Source organism: Streptomyces sp. NPDC017676, assembly GCF_044329325.1.
In the GTDB taxonomy this organism is placed as follows: domain Bacteria; phylum Actinomycetota; class Actinomycetes; order Streptomycetales; family Streptomycetaceae; genus Streptomyces.
This window is the reverse complement of the sequence record NZ_JBIRJA010000003.1, coordinates 394,843-410,131: the sequence shown is the minus strand read 5'-3', so window position 1 is coordinate 410,131 and position 15,289 is coordinate 394,843. Positions and strand designations below refer to the sequence as shown.

General features: G+C 73.0%; 15 protein-coding genes. 11 read left to right on the top strand and 4 right to left on the bottom strand.

The genetic code is table 11. The annotated features are described in order from the left end of the window. Nucleotides 1-38: 38 nt before the first annotated feature. From ACH4LD_RS09475 to ACH4LD_RS09460, 4 genes are all read left to right on the top strand, one after another. Nucleotides 39-656: a DUF5819 family protein gene (locus ACH4LD_RS09475; RefSeq protein ID WP_398055591.1), complete on the top strand. Its 618-nt coding sequence runs from the start codon at nucleotides 39-41 to the stop codon at nucleotides 654-656. Next, nucleotides 646-1,866: an HTTM domain-containing protein gene (locus ACH4LD_RS09470; RefSeq protein ID WP_398055590.1), complete on the top strand. Its 1,221-nt coding sequence runs from the start codon at nucleotides 646-648 to the stop codon at nucleotides 1,864-1,866. Before ACH4LD_RS09475 ends, ACH4LD_RS09470 begins: the two co-directional genes overlap by 11 nt. Nucleotides 1,867-2,188: 322 nt before the next feature. Beyond that, complete coding sequence (locus ACH4LD_RS09465; protein ID WP_398055589.1) at nucleotides 2,189-2,773, top strand: DUF5994 family protein; 585 nt, start codon at nucleotides 2,189-2,191, stop codon at nucleotides 2,771-2,773. A 444-nt stretch (nucleotides 2,774-3,217) separates the two neighbouring features. Next, complete coding sequence (locus ACH4LD_RS09460) at nucleotides 3,218-3,529, top strand: STAS domain-containing protein (RefSeq protein ID WP_398055588.1); 312 nt, start codon at nucleotides 3,218-3,220, stop codon at nucleotides 3,527-3,529. 173 nt (nucleotides 3,530-3,702) lie between these two features. Here the strand turns inward: ACH4LD_RS09460 and ACH4LD_RS09455 are convergent, their stop codons facing one another. Further along, nucleotides 3,703-4,614, bottom strand: a complete 912-nt coding sequence (locus ACH4LD_RS09455; RefSeq protein WP_398055587.1) for an aminoglycoside phosphotransferase family protein — start codon at nucleotides 4,612-4,614, stop codon at nucleotides 3,703-3,705. Between ACH4LD_RS09455 and ACH4LD_RS09450 the strand changes: the two genes are divergently transcribed. From ACH4LD_RS09450 to ACH4LD_RS09440, 3 genes are read left to right on the top strand one after another with little or no spacing between them, the layout of a single operon-like run. Further along, complete coding sequence (locus tag ACH4LD_RS09450) at nucleotides 4,613-5,266, top strand: rhomboid-like protein (protein ID WP_398055586.1); 654 nt, start codon at nucleotides 4,613-4,615, stop codon at nucleotides 5,264-5,266. The genes ACH4LD_RS09455 and ACH4LD_RS09450 overlap by 2 nt on opposite strands. 10 nt (nucleotides 5,267-5,276) lie before the next feature. Next, on the top strand, nucleotides 5,277-6,683 hold the full coding sequence (locus ACH4LD_RS09445) for an NAD(P)/FAD-dependent oxidoreductase (protein WP_398055585.1): 1,407 nt from the start codon (nucleotides 5,277-5,279) through the stop codon (nucleotides 6,681-6,683). 32 nt (nucleotides 6,684-6,715) lie between these two features. Beyond that, nucleotides 6,716-7,195 carry a GNAT family N-acetyltransferase gene (locus ACH4LD_RS09440; RefSeq protein WP_398055584.1) on the top strand — a complete coding sequence of 160 codons (480 nt, stop codon included), beginning with the start codon at nucleotides 6,716-6,718 and terminating at the stop codon, nucleotides 7,193-7,195. 41 nt (nucleotides 7,196-7,236) lie between these two features. Here ACH4LD_RS09440 and ACH4LD_RS09435 read toward each other — a convergent pair whose 3' ends face one another. Both ACH4LD_RS09435 and ACH4LD_RS09430 read right to left on the bottom strand, forming a co-directional pair. Then, entirely contained in the window at nucleotides 7,237-8,208 is a 972-nt protein-coding gene (locus ACH4LD_RS09435; RefSeq protein ID WP_398055583.1) for a zinc-binding dehydrogenase, read from the bottom strand. A gap of 47 nt (nucleotides 8,209-8,255) precedes the next feature. Then, complete coding sequence (locus ACH4LD_RS09430) at nucleotides 8,256-9,428, bottom strand: FAD-dependent oxidoreductase (protein ID WP_398055582.1); 1,173 nt, start codon at nucleotides 9,426-9,428, stop codon at nucleotides 8,256-8,258. Between the two features lie 123 nt (nucleotides 9,429-9,551). Here ACH4LD_RS09430 and ACH4LD_RS09425 point away from each other — a divergent pair, with 123 nt between their 5' ends. From ACH4LD_RS09425 to ACH4LD_RS09415, 3 genes are all read left to right on the top strand, one after another. Further along, nucleotides 9,552-10,232, top strand: a complete 681-nt coding sequence (locus ACH4LD_RS09425) for a pentapeptide repeat-containing protein (RefSeq protein ID WP_398055581.1) — start codon at nucleotides 9,552-9,554, stop codon at nucleotides 10,230-10,232. A gap of 128 nt (nucleotides 10,233-10,360) precedes the next feature. Beyond that, nucleotides 10,361-11,296: a GNAT family N-acetyltransferase gene (locus ACH4LD_RS09420; RefSeq protein WP_398055580.1), complete on the top strand. Its 936-nt coding sequence runs from the start codon at nucleotides 10,361-10,363 to the stop codon at nucleotides 11,294-11,296. Nucleotides 11,297-11,611: 315 nt separating this feature from the next. Continuing rightward, complete coding sequence (locus ACH4LD_RS09415; RefSeq protein ID WP_398055670.1) at nucleotides 11,612-13,171, top strand: M4 family metallopeptidase; 1,560 nt, start codon at nucleotides 11,612-11,614, stop codon at nucleotides 13,169-13,171. 40 nt (nucleotides 13,172-13,211) lie between these two features. Here ACH4LD_RS09415 and ACH4LD_RS09410 read toward each other — a convergent pair whose 3' ends face one another. Then, nucleotides 13,212-14,600, bottom strand: a complete 1,389-nt coding sequence (locus ACH4LD_RS09410; protein WP_398055579.1) for a M1 family metallopeptidase — start codon at nucleotides 14,598-14,600, stop codon at nucleotides 13,212-13,214. A gap of 164 nt (nucleotides 14,601-14,764) precedes the next feature. Between ACH4LD_RS09410 and ACH4LD_RS09405 the strand changes: the two genes are divergently transcribed. Then, on the top strand, nucleotides 14,765-15,265 hold the full coding sequence (locus ACH4LD_RS09405) for a hypothetical protein (RefSeq protein WP_132785420.1): 501 nt from the start codon (nucleotides 14,765-14,767) through the stop codon (nucleotides 15,263-15,265). Nucleotides 15,266-15,289 lie beyond the last annotated feature (24 nt).

Below are 15,289 nucleotides of genomic sequence, written 5' to 3'. Positions count from 1 at the left end.
CGGGGGAGGGCCGTGACGACGCGGACCCACCTGCCACCATGCACGTCGGTGCCCGCGTGCTGAGAGCCGGGCTGCACAGTGCCGTGGGCCTGTGTCTGGTGGTGGCTCTGGTCCATGTCGCCGTCGTCTTCCTCGCCGTGGCACCCTCCAATGCCCTTTCACGGCGGTACAGCCAGCAGATCAACGCATGGGTGTACCCCCTCTTCGAACAGAACTGGCGGCTCTTCGCCCCCAACCCCGACTCCTTCAACCGGCAGATCCTGGCGAGGACCGCGCGCACCGACTCGGGCGGGTCGACGCGGGTGAGCCCGTGGCTCGACCTGACCGCCGTGGACCGTGCCTCGGTCGAGCACCACGTGTTCCCGAGCCACACGGCTCAGAACCTCCTGCGCCGCGCCTGGTCCTCCTACGTCGACACGCACGGAGCGGACGACGTGCCGCGCTCGGAACGGGCCGCGATGATGCAGACGTATCTGACCAACATCGCCGCGGACCGCGTCGCCGACCAGGACAAGGACCGCCGGTTCGACTTCATCCAGCTCCGGGTCGTCACACGGTCCGTGGCCGCGCCCGACGCGTCGGTCGGCAACCGCCCGCAGACGGCCGTCGAGAACCGGCTCCTGCCCTGGTGGAAGGTGACCCCCCATGGGAAGTGAACACAACCGCGAGGCCTCCGCCACGGCAGTCACGTCAGGCGTCCCTGCGGACCGGAAGCCCCTGCCGGCGGGCGCGGGTTCCGGGCGGCTGCTCACCCGGGCCGAAGCCTTCTGGGGGCTCGTCACCGGTCAACCGGTCTCTCTCTACGCCACGTCGGTTCTGCGTATCGGTTACGGTTCGCTCTATCTGGTCTTCCTCCTGCGTGAGTTCCCGCACCGGCACGAGATCTGGGGCCCCGGCTCCCCGTGGACACCCACGCTGGCGGCACAGCTCTTCGACCAGACGGGCTGGTACAGCGTCCTGATCCTGTCGGACAGCCGTGTCTACTTCGAACTGTGCTACGCGCTGGCTCTCGTGACGTCCGCGCTGTTCATGCTGGGCTGGCGGACCCGTGCCACGTCCGTCCTGTTCGCCGTCGTGGTGACGTCGTTCCATGCGAGAGCGATCTTCATGACGGACGGGGGCGACAACCTGATCCTGCTGATGGCCTTGTACCTCGTGCTCACCGCGTGCGGTCGGCGCTGGTCCCTGGACGCGCGCAGAAAGCGGATGAAGACGGCGCGTGCGGACGGCGTTCCGGCGCGGGCGCGGAGCCTTGTCGCGCAGGACCTGAGTGCGACCCGCCGGACGTTGGTCACTGTGGTGCACAACTGCGCCGTATTCGTCATCGCGGCACAGGTCTGCTTCCTGTACGGGTCAGCGGGTCTGTACAAAGTCCAGGGCTCCTTCTGGGGTGACGGCACCGCTCTCCACTACGTGCTGAACCTCGAACTCTTCCAGCCCTGGCCGGCGCTCTCCCATGTCCTGGACCAGTACCCGATCGTGATCGCGGCCGTCAGCTACCTGACCGTGCTCACCCAGGTCGCCTTCCCCTTCGTGCTGTTCGGCCGGCTCAAGTACCCCGTTCTCGTCATGCTGCTGGGCATGCACGCCGGCATCGCGGTGGTCCTGGGACTGCCCCTCTTCTCGGGGGCGATGATCATCGCGGACGCCGTGTTCCTTCCCGACCGCCTGTACACCGTCCTGCCTCACCTCCTTCGGCGCGGCACCAGGCGATGCAGCGTGCCGACGCCGGGGCAGGGAACAGGACTCGGAACCGTACCCCCGCAGGGTGGTCGCACGGACAGCCCGGAAGAACGCGGGCCGATGTCCCGCCCGGCAAGCGGTCGCGGTGGTCCGGCACCGTCCGGCCCGACGGTGACGCAATAGAAGCCGCCTGCACCCGCTGAGCCACCGCCCGGCTCGTGAACGCCCCGCGCGGAACGGCGACGCCTCCCGGGCGCCGGGTGTGCAGGACCAGGCCCCCGGAACACGGTCCGAGGAACTGCGGCGGCGGGCACTGAGTCAGCGCCGGGAGGTCATCCGGCCGGTACTGCACATCCCCGGGGCCACTGCTCCGCGTCGGGGCGGAACGCGGAGTAGTGTGGGCAGTACCGAGGGCATTCCGCACACCGGCTTCCACGCCGGGTCGTTCTCGGCGAAAGATGAAACCCGGGCCGCCGCAGACGCGGCCCGGAGAGGGGTCCGCGTCATGTCGGCGACCTTGCACCCCACCCCGCACCGCGAGCCCGTCGCAGCCCCGGCCGCGCGTCTCGCATTGAAGACCGACGGCACCTCCCGCGGGCTCCTGGACGGCGCATGGTGGCCCCGCTCCCGGGATCTGCTGAGCGAACTGCCGGCACTCACCGACGTGCTGGACCCCTTGTGGGGCCGCATCACCCGCATCGCCGTCAACCCGGAGCACTGGCCGGTCATCCCCCGCCAGGTTCCCGTGGGCGGCCACACTGTCAAGGTCGGCTGGTTCACCCCGGAGCTCGACCCGCACAAGCTGCTGCTCCTCTCCTACGGCACCGGCCGTTGGGATCTCCTGGTCGTCCCGCCCGGGACCGGGGCGGAGTCGGCGGCCCGGCTGATGGCCGCTGCGTCCGACTACGACGGCCCGCCACTGACCGCGAGCGCGCTCATCGCCGCGGACGAGGCCCGGCACGGCGTCCCCAACGGCCAGCCGGCCACTGGACCCGGACGAGGCAGGGGAGTACGAGGGCGGCGGCGCTTCCGCGGTGTCCGCAGCTGTTCCCCGCCCCACCGGTCCGCCCGGCCGGACCCAGCCGACTGATCATCGCTATGTCAGGTGGCCGTCATGAACCCGTCCTGACAGCCGCCGTCTTCATGGTCCTCATCGCACGGCGGCGTACCTGATCCACCGGCTCGACATCCAGCACGCCGACAGGATCGCCGGATACCGATATGGCGCCCCCTGCCCGGCCGTCGTGGCCGCGGCACGCCGCAGCCCCCGGTGGGACCGGACCGGATCGAGTCGCCGACCGCCGGAGAACGACGGGACCACCGCGATGGGGGCCGCGGCCGCTTTCCGCCGCGTCGCCGCCGCAGTCGCACCACTCACCACCGGTGACCATCCCGTGTCCCCGGCGGTCGCCCGGCCGCGTGTACGGACCGTCGACTCGGCCCGCAGCGGGGCTCGACCGGGCGCGTACACCCGGGCCATGACCGCGCGAGGAGCGGCCACGGCCCATGGACCGAGGCTGTGAACCGAGGCGTCATGAGTCTTCCGCAGTTGAACATCTACCGGCACGACCGGGGCAGGCGGGCACTGATCACCCTGGCCGGTGAGATCGACCCGGCCACCGCGCCCCAGGTGCGCGCCGCTCTGGAGCGGTGCCTGCACGACGGCATCACCGTCATCGATGTCGATATGACCACCGTCGACCGCTGCGACAACAGCGGCCTGCGCGTCTTCCTCGACGCGTCGCGGCGCGCCGCCGGGGCCCACGCGTCCCTGAGGCTGCACTACCCGTCCCCGCAGACCGCACGACTGCTCGCGGACATGGGCTCGGATCGTCTGCCCCTGTGATGGTGCCGGCCGAGTCCCCTGCGTGGGCGAGTGGCTCCACGCTCAGCTGACCCCGGCCGTCGAGCCCACCACGGCCCTGCTGCCGCGCCGCTGACCTGTGAGGCCAGCGCGTCGGTCGGAATCCGACCAGGGGCACCGACAGCCCGGGGGACCCGCTTCCCGCATGGGTCTCCTCATGTCAGCAGGCGGGCGATCTCCAGTCGCCGGTCCTCGACCGGGCGGCCGTCCTCCACGTCCCACAGGGCGTTCTGGAGCAGGCGGCCCAGGGTCCAGGCGCGGGCCCGGGCGCGGTCCAGGCCGAGGACGTCGGTCATCGCGTCGAAGCGCCAGCGGACCTCGGCCGCGTCGAAGCGGTTGTCCAGGGCGGGCCACAGCTCGAAGCCGGGGTCCCCGGCCAGCGGCTTGGGGTCGATGGCGAGCCAGTCGGCGCGGTCGGCGGCGAGGACGTTCTCGTCGTGCAGGTCCCAGTGGAGCAGCCGGTCGCCGGGCTCGTGGACGACTTCGCGCACGGCGGCGGCGCAGTCGGCGAGGATCCGGCGGACCCCGGGGTCCGGGATGCGCGGCAGCGCCCGCGGGGTCCGTTCCAGCATGGCCTCGGCGATGTCGCCGAGACGGCGCAGTCCGGGCGGGGCCGGGAAGGACGTGAGGTGGGCCAGCAGCCGGGCGATGACCAGGACGGCCTCGCGGGTGTCGCCGAGGCCCGAGAGCATGCGGGACTCGTCCAGGCGCTCCAGGAGCATGGTGCCGGTGGCCGGGTCGTGGTCCAGGAGCCGTACCGCCCCGTCGCCGTCCCACACGCGCAGCGCGACCGGTTCGCCCACGCTCTCCTCGTCCGTCAACTGGAGCTTGAGGACCGCGCGGAGGCCGTCGGCGCGGACGACCGGCAGGACCAGGGCGCTGACGCCGTTCATCGACGGTCCGTCGAGCGTGAGCCGCCAGCGGTGCAGGAAGCCGGCCGCGAGGTCCGGCAGCGCGGCGACGAACGCCCGCCCCGCCGCGCCGTTGTACGTCTCCTGCGCCTGGGCCAGCTCGCCGGGGATGTCAATCACGAAGCGGACGATACCGGCGTGCGTGAATCGGCTCATGCGAATTTTCCGGGGCCTGAGCGGGGTGTGGGCGTACGTCCGCGGTGCTCCCGGCACGTACGTGTGGCTGGGCATCCTGTTCGTGACGACGGTCGCGCTGCACCACATGTCGCCGGAGTTCGAGGAGCACTTCCTGCGGCGGCGGTCGACGAACATCCATGAGCTGTCCCGCAATCCGGTGCGGGTGCTGGTGGCCAGCGCGATGTGGATCGAGAGCGGGTACTGGGTGCCGTACGCCCTCCTGTACACGGTGTTCCACGCGCCGGCCGAGCGCTGGCTGGGCACGGCCCGCTGGCTGGCGGTGTGCGCGCTGGCGCACGTGCTGGCCTCGCTGATCAGCGAGGGGGTGCTGCTGGAGGCGATCCGCCGGGGCATGGCCCCGCACTCGGCGGTGAACACCCTGGACATCGGGGTGAGTTACGCGCTGGCCGGGGTGATGGCGGTGCTCACCTACCGGATCGCGGCGCCCTGGCGGTACGGGTACCTCTTGGCGGTGCTGGCCGTGTTCGGGCTGCCGCTGGCCGCCGGGCCGACCTTCACCGACTTCGGTCACATCGTCGCCGTACTGATCGGTCTGGCCTGCCATCCACTGGCCAGGGGCCGCGGAAAAGCATGGAATCCGAAGGAGACACTGGCCGGGCTCAGGGGTTAACGTCCCGGCCATGAGCAGCTCGGCGAGCAGTGTCGTGAACGGTGGCATCTCCTTCTGGTACGCGGACGACGGCCTTCCGGCGGTGCGGGAGCCGCTGCCCGGGGACGCGTCCGCCGACGTCGTGATCGTGGGCGGCGGCTACACGGGCCTGTGGACCGCGTACTACCTGAAGAAGGCCGCGCCCTTCCTGCGCATCACCGTCCTGGAGCAGAAGTTCTGCGGGTACGGCGCCTCCGGCCGCAACGGCGGCTGGCTGTACAACGGGATCGCGGGCCGGGACCGGTACGCGAAGCTGCACGGCCACGAGGCCGCCGTACGGCTCCAGCGGGCGATGAACGACACCGTGGCCGAGGTGATCGCGGTCGCCGAGGCGGAGGGCATCGACGCCGACGTGCACGCGGGCGGCGTCCTGGAGGTGGCCACCACCCCGGCGCAGCTGGCCCGGCTGAAGGCGTTCCACCAGCACGAGCTGTCGTACGGCGAGAAGGACCGGGAGCTGTACGGCGCCCGGGAGACCGCCGAGCGGATCCGGATCGCGGACGCGGTCGGCTCCACCTGGACCCCGCACGGGGCGCGGCTGCACCCGGTGAAGCTGGTCAAGGGGCTCGCGGCGGCCGTGGAGGCGCTCGGCGTGACCATCCACGAGTCGACGCCGGTGACGGAGATCCGCCCCAAGCACGCGGTCACTCCCTACGGCACCGTCCGCGCGCCCTACGTCCTGCGCTGCACCGAGGGCTTCACCGCGTCCCTGAAGGGGCAGCGGCGGACCTGGCTGCCGATGAACTCCTCGATGATCGCGACCGAGCCGCTGTCCGAGGAGCAGTGGGCGGCGATCGGCTGGGCGGGCCGCGAGACCCTCGGCGACATGGCGCACGCCTACATGTACGCCCAGCGCACGGCGGACGGCCGGATCGCGCTCGGCGGGCGCGGGGTGCCGTACCGCTTCGGCTCCCGCACCGACAACGACGGCCGGACGCAGGCGGCGACCGTCGAGGCCCTGCGGGAGATCCTGACCCGCTTCTTCCCGTCCCTGGCCGGGGCGCGGATCGAGCACGCCTGGTCGGGCGTGCTCGGGGTGCCGCGCGACTGGTGCGCCACGGTGACGCTCGACCGCTCCACCGGCCTCGGCTGGGCGGGCGGTTACGTCGGCTCCGGCGTCGCCACCACCAACCTGGCCGCCCGCACCCTGCGCGACCTGGTGCAGCGGGACTCCGGACAGGGCGGGCGGACCGAGCTGACCGACCTGCCCTGGGTCGGCCACAAGGTCCGCAAGTGGGAGCCGGAACCCTTCCGCTGGCTGGGCGTCCAGGGCATGTACGCCACCTACCGCGCCGCCGACCAGCGCGAACGCCTCCACCCGGGCACGGAGTCCTCGCGCCTGGCGAAGGTGGCCGACCGGGTGGCGGGACGGCACTGAGGCCCGGTGCGCGGGCCGGTTACCCTCGCGGCATGGTTCGTACCGCGACCCCCGACGACGTCCCCGTCATCCACACCATGGTCCGTGAGCTGGCCGAGTACGAGAAGGCGCCCGAGGAGGCCCGGGCGAGCGAGGACCAGTTGCGGGAGGCCCTGTTCGGGGAGCGGCCGGCCGCGTTCGCGCACATGGCGGTGGACGAGACGAGCGGGGAGCCGGTCGGGTTCGCGCTGTGGTTCCTCAACTTCTCCACCTGGCGCGGGGTGCACGGCATCTACCTGGAGGACCTGTACGTCCGCCCGGAGGCACGCGGCGGCGGCCACGGGCGGGCACTGCTGGCCGAGCTGGCGCGGATCTGCGTGGAGCGCGGGTACGAGCGGCTGGAGTGGTCCGTGCTGAACTGGAACCGGCCGGCGATCGGCTTCTACGAGGCGCTGGGCGCCCGGCCCCAGGACGAATGGACGGTGTACCGGCTCACGGACGAGCCCCTGACCGCGCTGGGCTCGGCCGGCTGACACCGGCAGCGGCGCTCGTCCAAGGAGCCCGGGGCCGTCCGTCAGGGTTCGAGTACGACCTTGCCGATCGTGTCCCGCTGCTCCAGCGCCCGGTGCGCGGCGGCGGCCTGCGCGAGGGGGAAGCGGGTGACGGCCGGGCGCAGGCGGTCCCGGGCGGCCTCGGCGAGCGCGCGCAGTTCCAGTGCGCGCAGGCCGCCGGCGCGCTCCAGCATCCTCGGGCCGAGCACCGACTGCGAGACGCCCTCGACGTGGTACCCCTGCCCCTGCCCGATGCCTTCCGCCGACCAGCCGAACACCAGGTGCCGGCCGCCGGGGCCGAGCAGGGCGACGGCCTCCCGGGCGACCCGGCCGCCCACGCCGTCGTAGACGAGGGAGGCGGGCCGGCCGCCCAGGTGCGCGCGGACCTTGGCGGGCCAGTCGGGGTCGGTGTAGTCGACGGCGAGGTCGGCGCCGTTCGCGCGCACCCGGGCGGTCTTCTCCGGGCCTCCGGCGAGCCCGATCACGGTCGCCCCGGCGTTCCTGGCGTGCTGCACGAGCAGTGTGCCGATGCCGCCGGCCGCGGCCGGTACGACCACCACGTCGTCAGGTCCCGGCTCGGCGAACCGCGCGATGCCCAGCGCCGTACGGCCCGTGCCGATCATGGCGACGGCGGCGGCGTAGTCCAGGTTCTCCGGGACGTCGTGCACCCGCTCGACCTCGGTGACGGCGAGTTCGGCGTACCCGCCGGGCGCGAAGCCCAGGTGGGCCACCACCCGCCGGCCGAGCCACAGGCCGTCCACGCCGTCGCCGAGCGCGTCCACGACCCCGGCGACCTCCCGGCCGGGGACGGTCGGCAGGCGGGGCGGTTCGGGCAGCGGGCCCTGGTGGCCCTCCCGCAGGGCTGCGTCGAGCAGGTGCACGCCGGCCGCGGCGACCGCGATCCGCACCTGACCGGGGCCAGGGACGGGGTCCGGGAGCTCCTCGTAGGTCAGGTTCTCGGCCGGGCCGAAGGCGTACAGGCGGACGGCGTGCACGGGACCCCCGGGGAGACGTGGCTCGGTGTGGTCCCCACCTTCGGACCTCAAGCGCGCTTGAGGTCAAGGGCGGGCCGGCCGAGGATCAGGGACACCGCCGTGACCGCGCTGTTGAAGGACACTTCCGCGAGGACACCCGGGGCCGCGACCTGGTCGCCCACGAGGTGGACCCCGTCGCCGCGGTCCACGGCGGGCCGGTCCCGCCAGGTCCGGCCCGGCAGGTCCACGGCGCCCGTGCGGCCGTCCGCCACGGCCTCCCGCCGCCAGGTCACCCGCTCCCGCCACCCCCGGAACCCCAGGTCCAGCAGGTGCTCGGCGCGGGCCACGCCGTCGGCCCGGGCCTGGCCGGGCCCGATCGGGAACTGCCCCTGGACCAGCTGCTCCCCGGCCGGCGCGAGGGACGGGTCCTGTGCGGTGAAGCGCTCGATCCAGCCCGGCGCGTCCAGGTCGGAGACGGCGAAGGCGTCCCCGCGCCGGGTGCGCACGGCGAGGTCGAGCAGGACGGTACGGCCGCTCGGCCACTCCAGCGAGTCGTCGCGGAGCAGCCGCCGGGCGGCGGGCAGGCCGGTGGCGACGACCACCGGGGTGTCCTCGGGCAGTTCCTCCACCCGGGCCCCGGTCTCGATCCGCACGCCCATGTTCCAGGCCCGCGCGGCCATCCGGTCGACGACCCCGCCCCACCCGCCGCGCGGACAGTGCGCCTCCGGCGGCAGCTTGGCGGCCCGGCGCAGCCGCTCCTGCACGAAGGCGGCGGACAGGCCGCCCGGGTCGTGGTGGAACAGCGCCACCGCCGCGTAGTGCGCCGCCGCGCGGGCTCCCTCCTCCCCGGCGATCCCGGTCGCCCAGCCGAGGAAGTCGGCGTCGACGGGGGCCGGGCCGACCCGGCGCCGCAGCAGTTTGAGCATGGCGAAGGGCGGGGTGCGGCGCAGCACGCCGTGGTGGCGCAGCCGCAGCCGGGTGGCCTCCAGGGGCGGCAGCGTGGCGAGCGGGCCGATCAGGTCCCGCTGCCTGAGCCAGGCCCAGTGCGGGCCGCCGGCGTACAGGGCGTGCGGGCCCTCGTTGGCCCGGTACGGCCCCTCCGTCGTCCGGGCCCGCCCGCCCAGGGTGCCGTGGGCCTCGTACACGGTGACCCGGGCGCCGGCCTCGGCGGCCGTGATCGCGGCGGTGAGTCCGGCGAAGCCGCCGCCGATGACGGTGATGTGGTGCGCGGGCTTGTGCATGGTTCTCCCTGGGGTCGGTGCGCCTGCTCGCGAGTACGACGGCCGGCGCCCCGCCGCATGTGACATACCGGGTGTCTGCCCAGCTCAGGGCGGATTGTCAGTGGCGGGGTGCAGCATGGGGGCATGGTGCGACGAGCGGCGGGTGCGGGTGCGGCAGGGGTGAAGGGCGCGCGGCGGCCGGAGGTGCGGCTGCCGCCCCTGGAGCCGTGGACCGAGGGGGAGCTGGAGCCGGACGGTGACTACGACGGGCTGGAGTTCCGGGAGCGCGACCTGGCCGGGCAGGACGGCGCGGGCGCCCGGTTCATGGACTGCGCGCTGACGGACTGCGCGGTGGACGAGACCGCGCTGGGCCGGGCCCGGGTGCTGGACTCGGTGCTGACCGGACTGCGCGGGGTGGGGACACGACTGGCCGAGGCCACGCTCAGGGACGTCGAGCTGGTCGACGCAAGACTGGGCGGCACACAGTTGCACGGTGCCGTGCTGGAGAGAGTGGTGATCCGGGGCGGCAAGATCGACTACCTGAACCTGCGCGAGGCCCGCCTCAAGGATGTCGTCTTCGAGTCCTGCGTCCTGGTCGAGCCGGACTTCGCGGGCGCGCGCCTGGAACGGGTGGAGTTCACCGACTGCGCCCTGAAGGGGGCCGACTTCGGCGGGGCGACCCTGGTGGACGTCGACCTGCGCGGGGCCGCTCCGCTGGAGATCACCCGGGGCCTGGACCGGCTCTCCGGTGCGGTGATCAGCACGGGCCAACTGCTGGACCTGGCCCCGGTGCTGGCGGCGGCGATGGGCATCCGGGTCATGTGACCCGCGGCATAGACTCCGCTTCGTCCGCACAGTGGCCAAGGAGCTGTGAGAACCGCCGTGACCACCTTCCCGCCCCCGGGCCGCGTGCCCTTCACCGACGCCCTGACGGCCCCCGGGGTGCGCGGCGCGTGATACTCGAACCCCTGCCGTCCCACGGCGGCATCCCGGCCCCGTTGCTCACCGAGCTGACCGCGCTGTACGCATCCAACCGGGAGTTCCACGCGCTGAGCGGTGACTTCCCCGACCCGGACGACATCCGGCCCGAGCAGGTGGCGGCCGGGCTGGCCGGGGCGGGCAGCGAGGTGCTGCTGGCCCGCGTCGAAGGGCGGCTGGTGGCGGTGGCGATCACGCTGGACCGCCATCCCGACCCCGCCGACCCCGATCCGTGGATCGGGCTGCTCATGGTCGACGCCCGCGAGCACGGCAAGGGGTACGGCCGGCGCGCCGCCACGCTGGTCGAGGAGCGTTTCCGGGCCGCCGGGCGGCAGGCGGTACGGCTTGCCGTGCTCGACGCGAACCCCAAGGGGCTGGCCTTCTGGACCGCCCTCGGCTACGAGGTCGTCGACCACCGTCGGGACCGTGCTCTCGGCCGTCCCTGCGCCGTACTGCGCAAGGTGCTGCGGACACCCCGGCGGGCGGCTCGGGTCGCCGTCGTGGACCCCGACGGCGCGGTGCTCCTCTTCCGGTACGACAACGTCGAGGCCGGCATCCACTGGGCCCTGCCCGGCGGCGGCCTGGAGGCGGGCGAGGGCCCGCGCGAGGCCGCGCTGCGGGAGCTGCGCGAGGAGACCGGCTGGGACGACCTGGAGCCGGGCCCCCTCCTGTGCACCTGGGAACACGACTTCACCCACACCGGCACCCCCGTCCGCCAACACGAGCACGTGTACGTCACCCGCGGACCGCACCGCGAACCGTCCGGTCCCGGGCTCGCCGCCGCGCACACCGCCGACGGCATCCTCACCTGGCGCTGGTGGAGCAGACAGGAACTGGCCGAGGAGGCGGAGCCGGTCTGGCCGCCCGGCCTCGCGCGGCTGCTCGACGCGTGGGAGGCGCGCCGGGTGTGACGTTCCACGCCTCAAGTGCGCTGGAAGGGACGGAGGTTGAGGCTGGGTGCCGCGTCCGCATAACGGATTCCGCAGCACGGCATTCGGATACGAACACGTAAAGTCTTGACGGCGCTCTGTCAAACAGACGGGTTCGGGTGTCACTCTCTCCTCGCCCGCCGCAAGTCTGTGCATCCCCTGTGGCCCCTCTGTGTCTCCACCCCACGAGACCGGACAGAAGGAGATCGAGTGAGACAGCAGTCCCACGACACCGGCGCCTCCCGCACTCCCCGCAAGACCGCCGTGCGCGCCGCCGCACTGGTCGGCTCCGCGGCGATGGTCGTCCTCGCCCTGCAGAACGGCGCCGCGACCGCCGCGCCCGCGCCGCACCCCTCCGGCGCCAAGGCCGTCGCGCTCAGCGCCCCGGCCCGTGCCGCCGCGCTGGAGTCGGCCCAGCAGCACGCCGGTGCGGCGGCCCGTGAACTCGGGCTCGGCGCCCAGGAGAAGCTGGTCGTCCGGGATGTCGTCAAGGACGCGGACGGCACCGTCCACACCCGCTACGAGCGCACGTACGCCGGTCTGCCGGTGCTCGGCGGCGACCTGGTCGTCCACACGGCCGGGAACGGCGCGCTGAAGGGCGTCAGCAAGGCGACCAAGGCCCGGATATCCGTGCCGAGCACCACCGCGGCCGTGTCCCCGGCCGCCGCGAAGCAGACCGCGCTCAAGGCCGCCGGTACCGCGAAGGCCACCGCCGCCACCGCCCGCAAGGTCGTGTGGGCCGCGGCCGGCAAGCCGGTCCTCGCCTACGAGTCCGTCGTCAAGGGCCGCCGGCACGACGGCACCCCGAGCGAGCTGCACGTCATCACGGACGCGCGCACCGGTGAGCGGCTGTACTCCTTCGAGGCCGTCGACACCGGCACGGGCACCAGCCGGTACAGCGGCACCGTCCCGCTCGGCACCACCGCCGCCGCCTCCGGGGGCTACGACCTGACCGACGGCGGACGCGGCGGCCACAAGACGTACGACCTGAACGGCGGCACCACCGGCACCGGCACCCTCTTCCACGACGCCGACGACCTCTGGGGCGACGGCACCGTGAACAACCGCCAGACCGCCGCCGTCGACGCCGCCTACGGCGCCGCCGTCACCTGGGACTTCTACAGGTCCGCGTTCAACCGCAACGGCATCGCGGGCGACGGCAGGGCCGCCTACTCCCGCGTCCACTACGGCAACGCCTACGTCAACGCCTTCTGGAACGACAGCTGCTTCTGCATGACGTACGGCGACGGCGCCAACAACGCCGACCCGCTGACCTCGCTCGACGTCGCCGGGCACGAGATGAGCCACGGCCTGACCGCGGCCACCGCCGGACTGAAGTACAGCCGTGAGTCGGGCGGCCTGAACGAGGCCACCTCCGACATCTTCGGCACCTCGGTGGAGTTCTTCGCGAACAACTCAGCCGACGCCGGTGACTACCTCATCGGCGAGAAGATCGACATCAACGGCGACGGCACCCCGCTGCGCTACATGGACAAGCCGAGCAAGGACGGCGCCTCCGCCGACTACTGGTCGCGCACCGTCGGCCGCCTGGACGTGCACTACTCGTCCGGTGTCGCCAACCACTTCTTCTACCTGCTGTCCGAGGGCAGCGGCGCGAAGACGGTCAACGGGGTGTCCTACAACTCCCCGACGTACGACGGCTCCACCGTCACCGGCATCGGCCGGGACAAGGCGGTCCAGATCTGGTACAAGGCCCTGACCACGTACTTCACCTCGTCCACGGACTACGCGGGCGCCCGCACCGGCACCCTCCAGGCCGCGGCCGACCTGTACGGTCCGGGCAGCGCGGAGTACAACGCGGTGGCGGCGGCCTGGGCGGCCGTGAACGTCAAGTAGCCGCGAGGGTACGGCGCCACGGTGGCCGGGCCGCCCGTCCTCACGGGTGGTCCGGCTTGCCGTCGCCGTACAGCCAGTCCTTCCAGATCCCGCCGAAGTCCTGGTCCGGGGCCTTCTTCTCGACGTAGGCGGTGAAGTCGGCGGTGCTCACGGTGGTGTCGCGGTGGTCGGCGGCCCAGCCCTGGACGATGTCGTAGAACGTGTCGTCGCCGACCTTCTGCCGGATCTTCTGCAGGACCATCGCGCCGCGCTCGTAGACCGGGCTGCCGGAGATGTGCGCGGCATCGGACTGCTTCGCCGGCGGGAACGCCCAGATGTCCTCGCGGTCGCTCTCGTACAGGCGCGTGAACGTCTGCTGGGCGGTGGGACCGCCGTGGTCCTCGTCGTACAGCCACTCCGCGTACGTCGCGAAGCCCTCGCCCAGCCACATGTCCCGCCAGGACCGGGGGGTGACCGAGTCGCCGTACCACTGGTGGGCGAGTTCGTGCACGAGGATCGAGGTGTTCAGCTGGTCGGCGGGGAAGACGGGCCGGTTCTGGGTCTCCAGGGCGTACCCGGCGTCGTGCGGGCGGTCGACGATCGCGCCGGCCGAGGAGAAGGGGTACGGCCCGAAGTTGTACTCCTCCCAGTCGAGGATCTCCGGCAGCTTCGCGAGCACCTTGGCGCTCGCCCCGGCCTGGGTGGGGTCGACGGCGGTGAGGAGGGGCAGGCCGTGCGGGCCGGTGCCGCGGGTGATGTCGTAGTGGCCGATGGCGACGGTGGCGACATAGCTCGCCATGGGCCGGCCGGAGTGCCAGTGGTAGGCGGTACGGCCGCCCTGCGTTCTCTGGTCCGTCAGCTCGCCGTTGGAGATCGCCTGGAGCCCCTTCGGGACGGTGACCGAGATGTCGTACGTCGCCTTGTCGGAGGGGTGGTGGTTGCCCGGGAACCAGGCCATGGAGCCGACGGGCTCACCGAGGGCGAGGGCGCCGTCGGCGGTGGGCAGCCAGCCCTCCTCGGAGCCGTCGGGGTCGGTGAGGGTGCGCGGGGTGCCCGAGTAGCGGACGGTCGTGCGGAAGGTCTCGCCCTTGCTGAGGTCGTCGTGCGGGCGGACGGTGAGTTCCTGTCCGGCGCGGTTCCAGCGGGCGTCCTCGCCCTCGACGGTGACCGAGTCGACGCGCAGTCCGGCGAGGTCGAGGTCGAAGGCGGACATGTCCCGGGTGGCCCGGGCGGTGATGACGGCCGTGCCGGTGAGCCGGCGGGTGGCCGGGGTGTAGTCCAGGGTGAGGGCGTAGTGGCCGACGTCGTAGCCACCGTTGCCGGCCTTCGGGAAGTACGGATCGCGCACCCCGGAGCCGCCCGGGGTGCCCCGCACGCCGCCGTCGCACGCGGTGCCGGTGAGGGCGAGGAGCGCGCAGAGGGCTGGGACAAGGCGTACGGATCTGGACATGTCAGCGATCTTAGGCGCGGGGGTCCGTCCCGGCGGGGTCCGGCGTTCCGGAGGCGGGTCCCGGCCGGCGGGGCCCGGTGGACCGTGGGCGCGGCGGTCCGGGCCGGTGGGGCCCGGTGGACCGTGGGCGAGGCCGGGCCGGTCGGCGTGACACCATCTTCTGCGTGCTCGACATCGGCTACGCCCTCTCCAACCGGTTCCCGGACCCCCCGCAGACCGACTACCGCCGCGCGGACGTCCACGCGCTGCGGTACGACCTGTTCTGCGGGGACGTCTATCTCGCGGACACCGAGTCCGACCGGGAGCTGTCCACAGCCTGGGGATGGGTGCCGGTGCTGGACTTCGCGTGGGCGCTGTGCGACATCGTGGAACGGCTGGACCGGGACCCGATGGGCTCCCGCGCCTCCCGCCCGCAGCGGGCGGAACTGGACTTCACCGAGTCCACCGACCGCATGCTGTTCGAGCGCCGCTTCGGCTGGGTCGACATCGCCGCCGACTGGATGCCGGCCGAGGAGTCCCCGCTGACCTTCTCCCACGCCGAACTCCGCCGCGAGGCCCGCGACTTCCTGCACGACCTGCTCGCCGACCTCATCGACCTCCACGAGGACCTGGCGGAGAACCCGGCGATCTGGACCCTTCAGGCCCGCTTCCCCCGGGTGCGGTGACGAGGACCCCCGGCCGTGAGCCGG

What these genes read in the sequence shown, in the direction of transcription:
- ACH4LD_RS09445 (WP_398055585.1), top strand. Translation starts at nt 5,277, where the DNA reads ATGAGCAGCTCGGCGAGCAGTGTCGTGAACGGTGGCATCTCCTTCTGG.
- ACH4LD_RS09450 (WP_398055586.1), top strand. Translation starts at nt 4,613, where the DNA reads ATGCGAATTTTCCGGGGCCTGAGCGGGGTGTGGGCGTACGTCCGCGGT.
- ACH4LD_RS09415 (WP_398055670.1), top strand. Translation starts at nt 11,612, where the DNA reads ATGGTCGTCCTCGCCCTGCAGAACGGCGCCGCGACCGCCGCGCCCGCG.
- ACH4LD_RS09440 (WP_398055584.1), top strand. Translation starts at nt 6,716, where the DNA reads ATGGTTCGTACCGCGACCCCCGACGACGTCCCCGTCATCCACACCATG.
- ACH4LD_RS09465 (WP_398055589.1), top strand. Translation starts at nt 2,189, where the DNA reads ATGTCGGCGACCTTGCACCCCACCCCGCACCGCGAGCCCGTCGCAGCC.
- ACH4LD_RS09460 (WP_398055588.1), top strand. Translation starts at nt 3,218, where the DNA reads ATGAGTCTTCCGCAGTTGAACATCTACCGGCACGACCGGGGCAGGCGG.
- ACH4LD_RS09455 (WP_398055587.1), bottom strand. Translation starts at nt 4,614, where the DNA reads ATGAGCCGATTCACGCACGCCGGTATCGTCCGCTTCGTGATTGACATC.
- ACH4LD_RS09410 (WP_398055579.1), bottom strand. Translation starts at nt 14,600, where the DNA reads ATGTCCAGATCCGTACGCCTTGTCCCAGCCCTCTGCGCGCTCCTCGCC.
- ACH4LD_RS09475 (WP_398055591.1), top strand. Translation starts at nt 39, where the DNA reads ATGCACGTCGGTGCCCGCGTGCTGAGAGCCGGGCTGCACAGTGCCGTG.
- ACH4LD_RS09430 (WP_398055582.1), bottom strand. Translation starts at nt 9,428, where the DNA reads ATGCACAAGCCCGCGCACCACATCACCGTCATCGGCGGCGGCTTCGCC.
- ACH4LD_RS09470 (WP_398055590.1), top strand. Translation starts at nt 646, where the DNA reads ATGGGAAGTGAACACAACCGCGAGGCCTCCGCCACGGCAGTCACGTCA.
- ACH4LD_RS09425 (WP_398055581.1), top strand. Translation starts at nt 9,552, where the DNA reads ATGGTGCGACGAGCGGCGGGTGCGGGTGCGGCAGGGGTGAAGGGCGCG.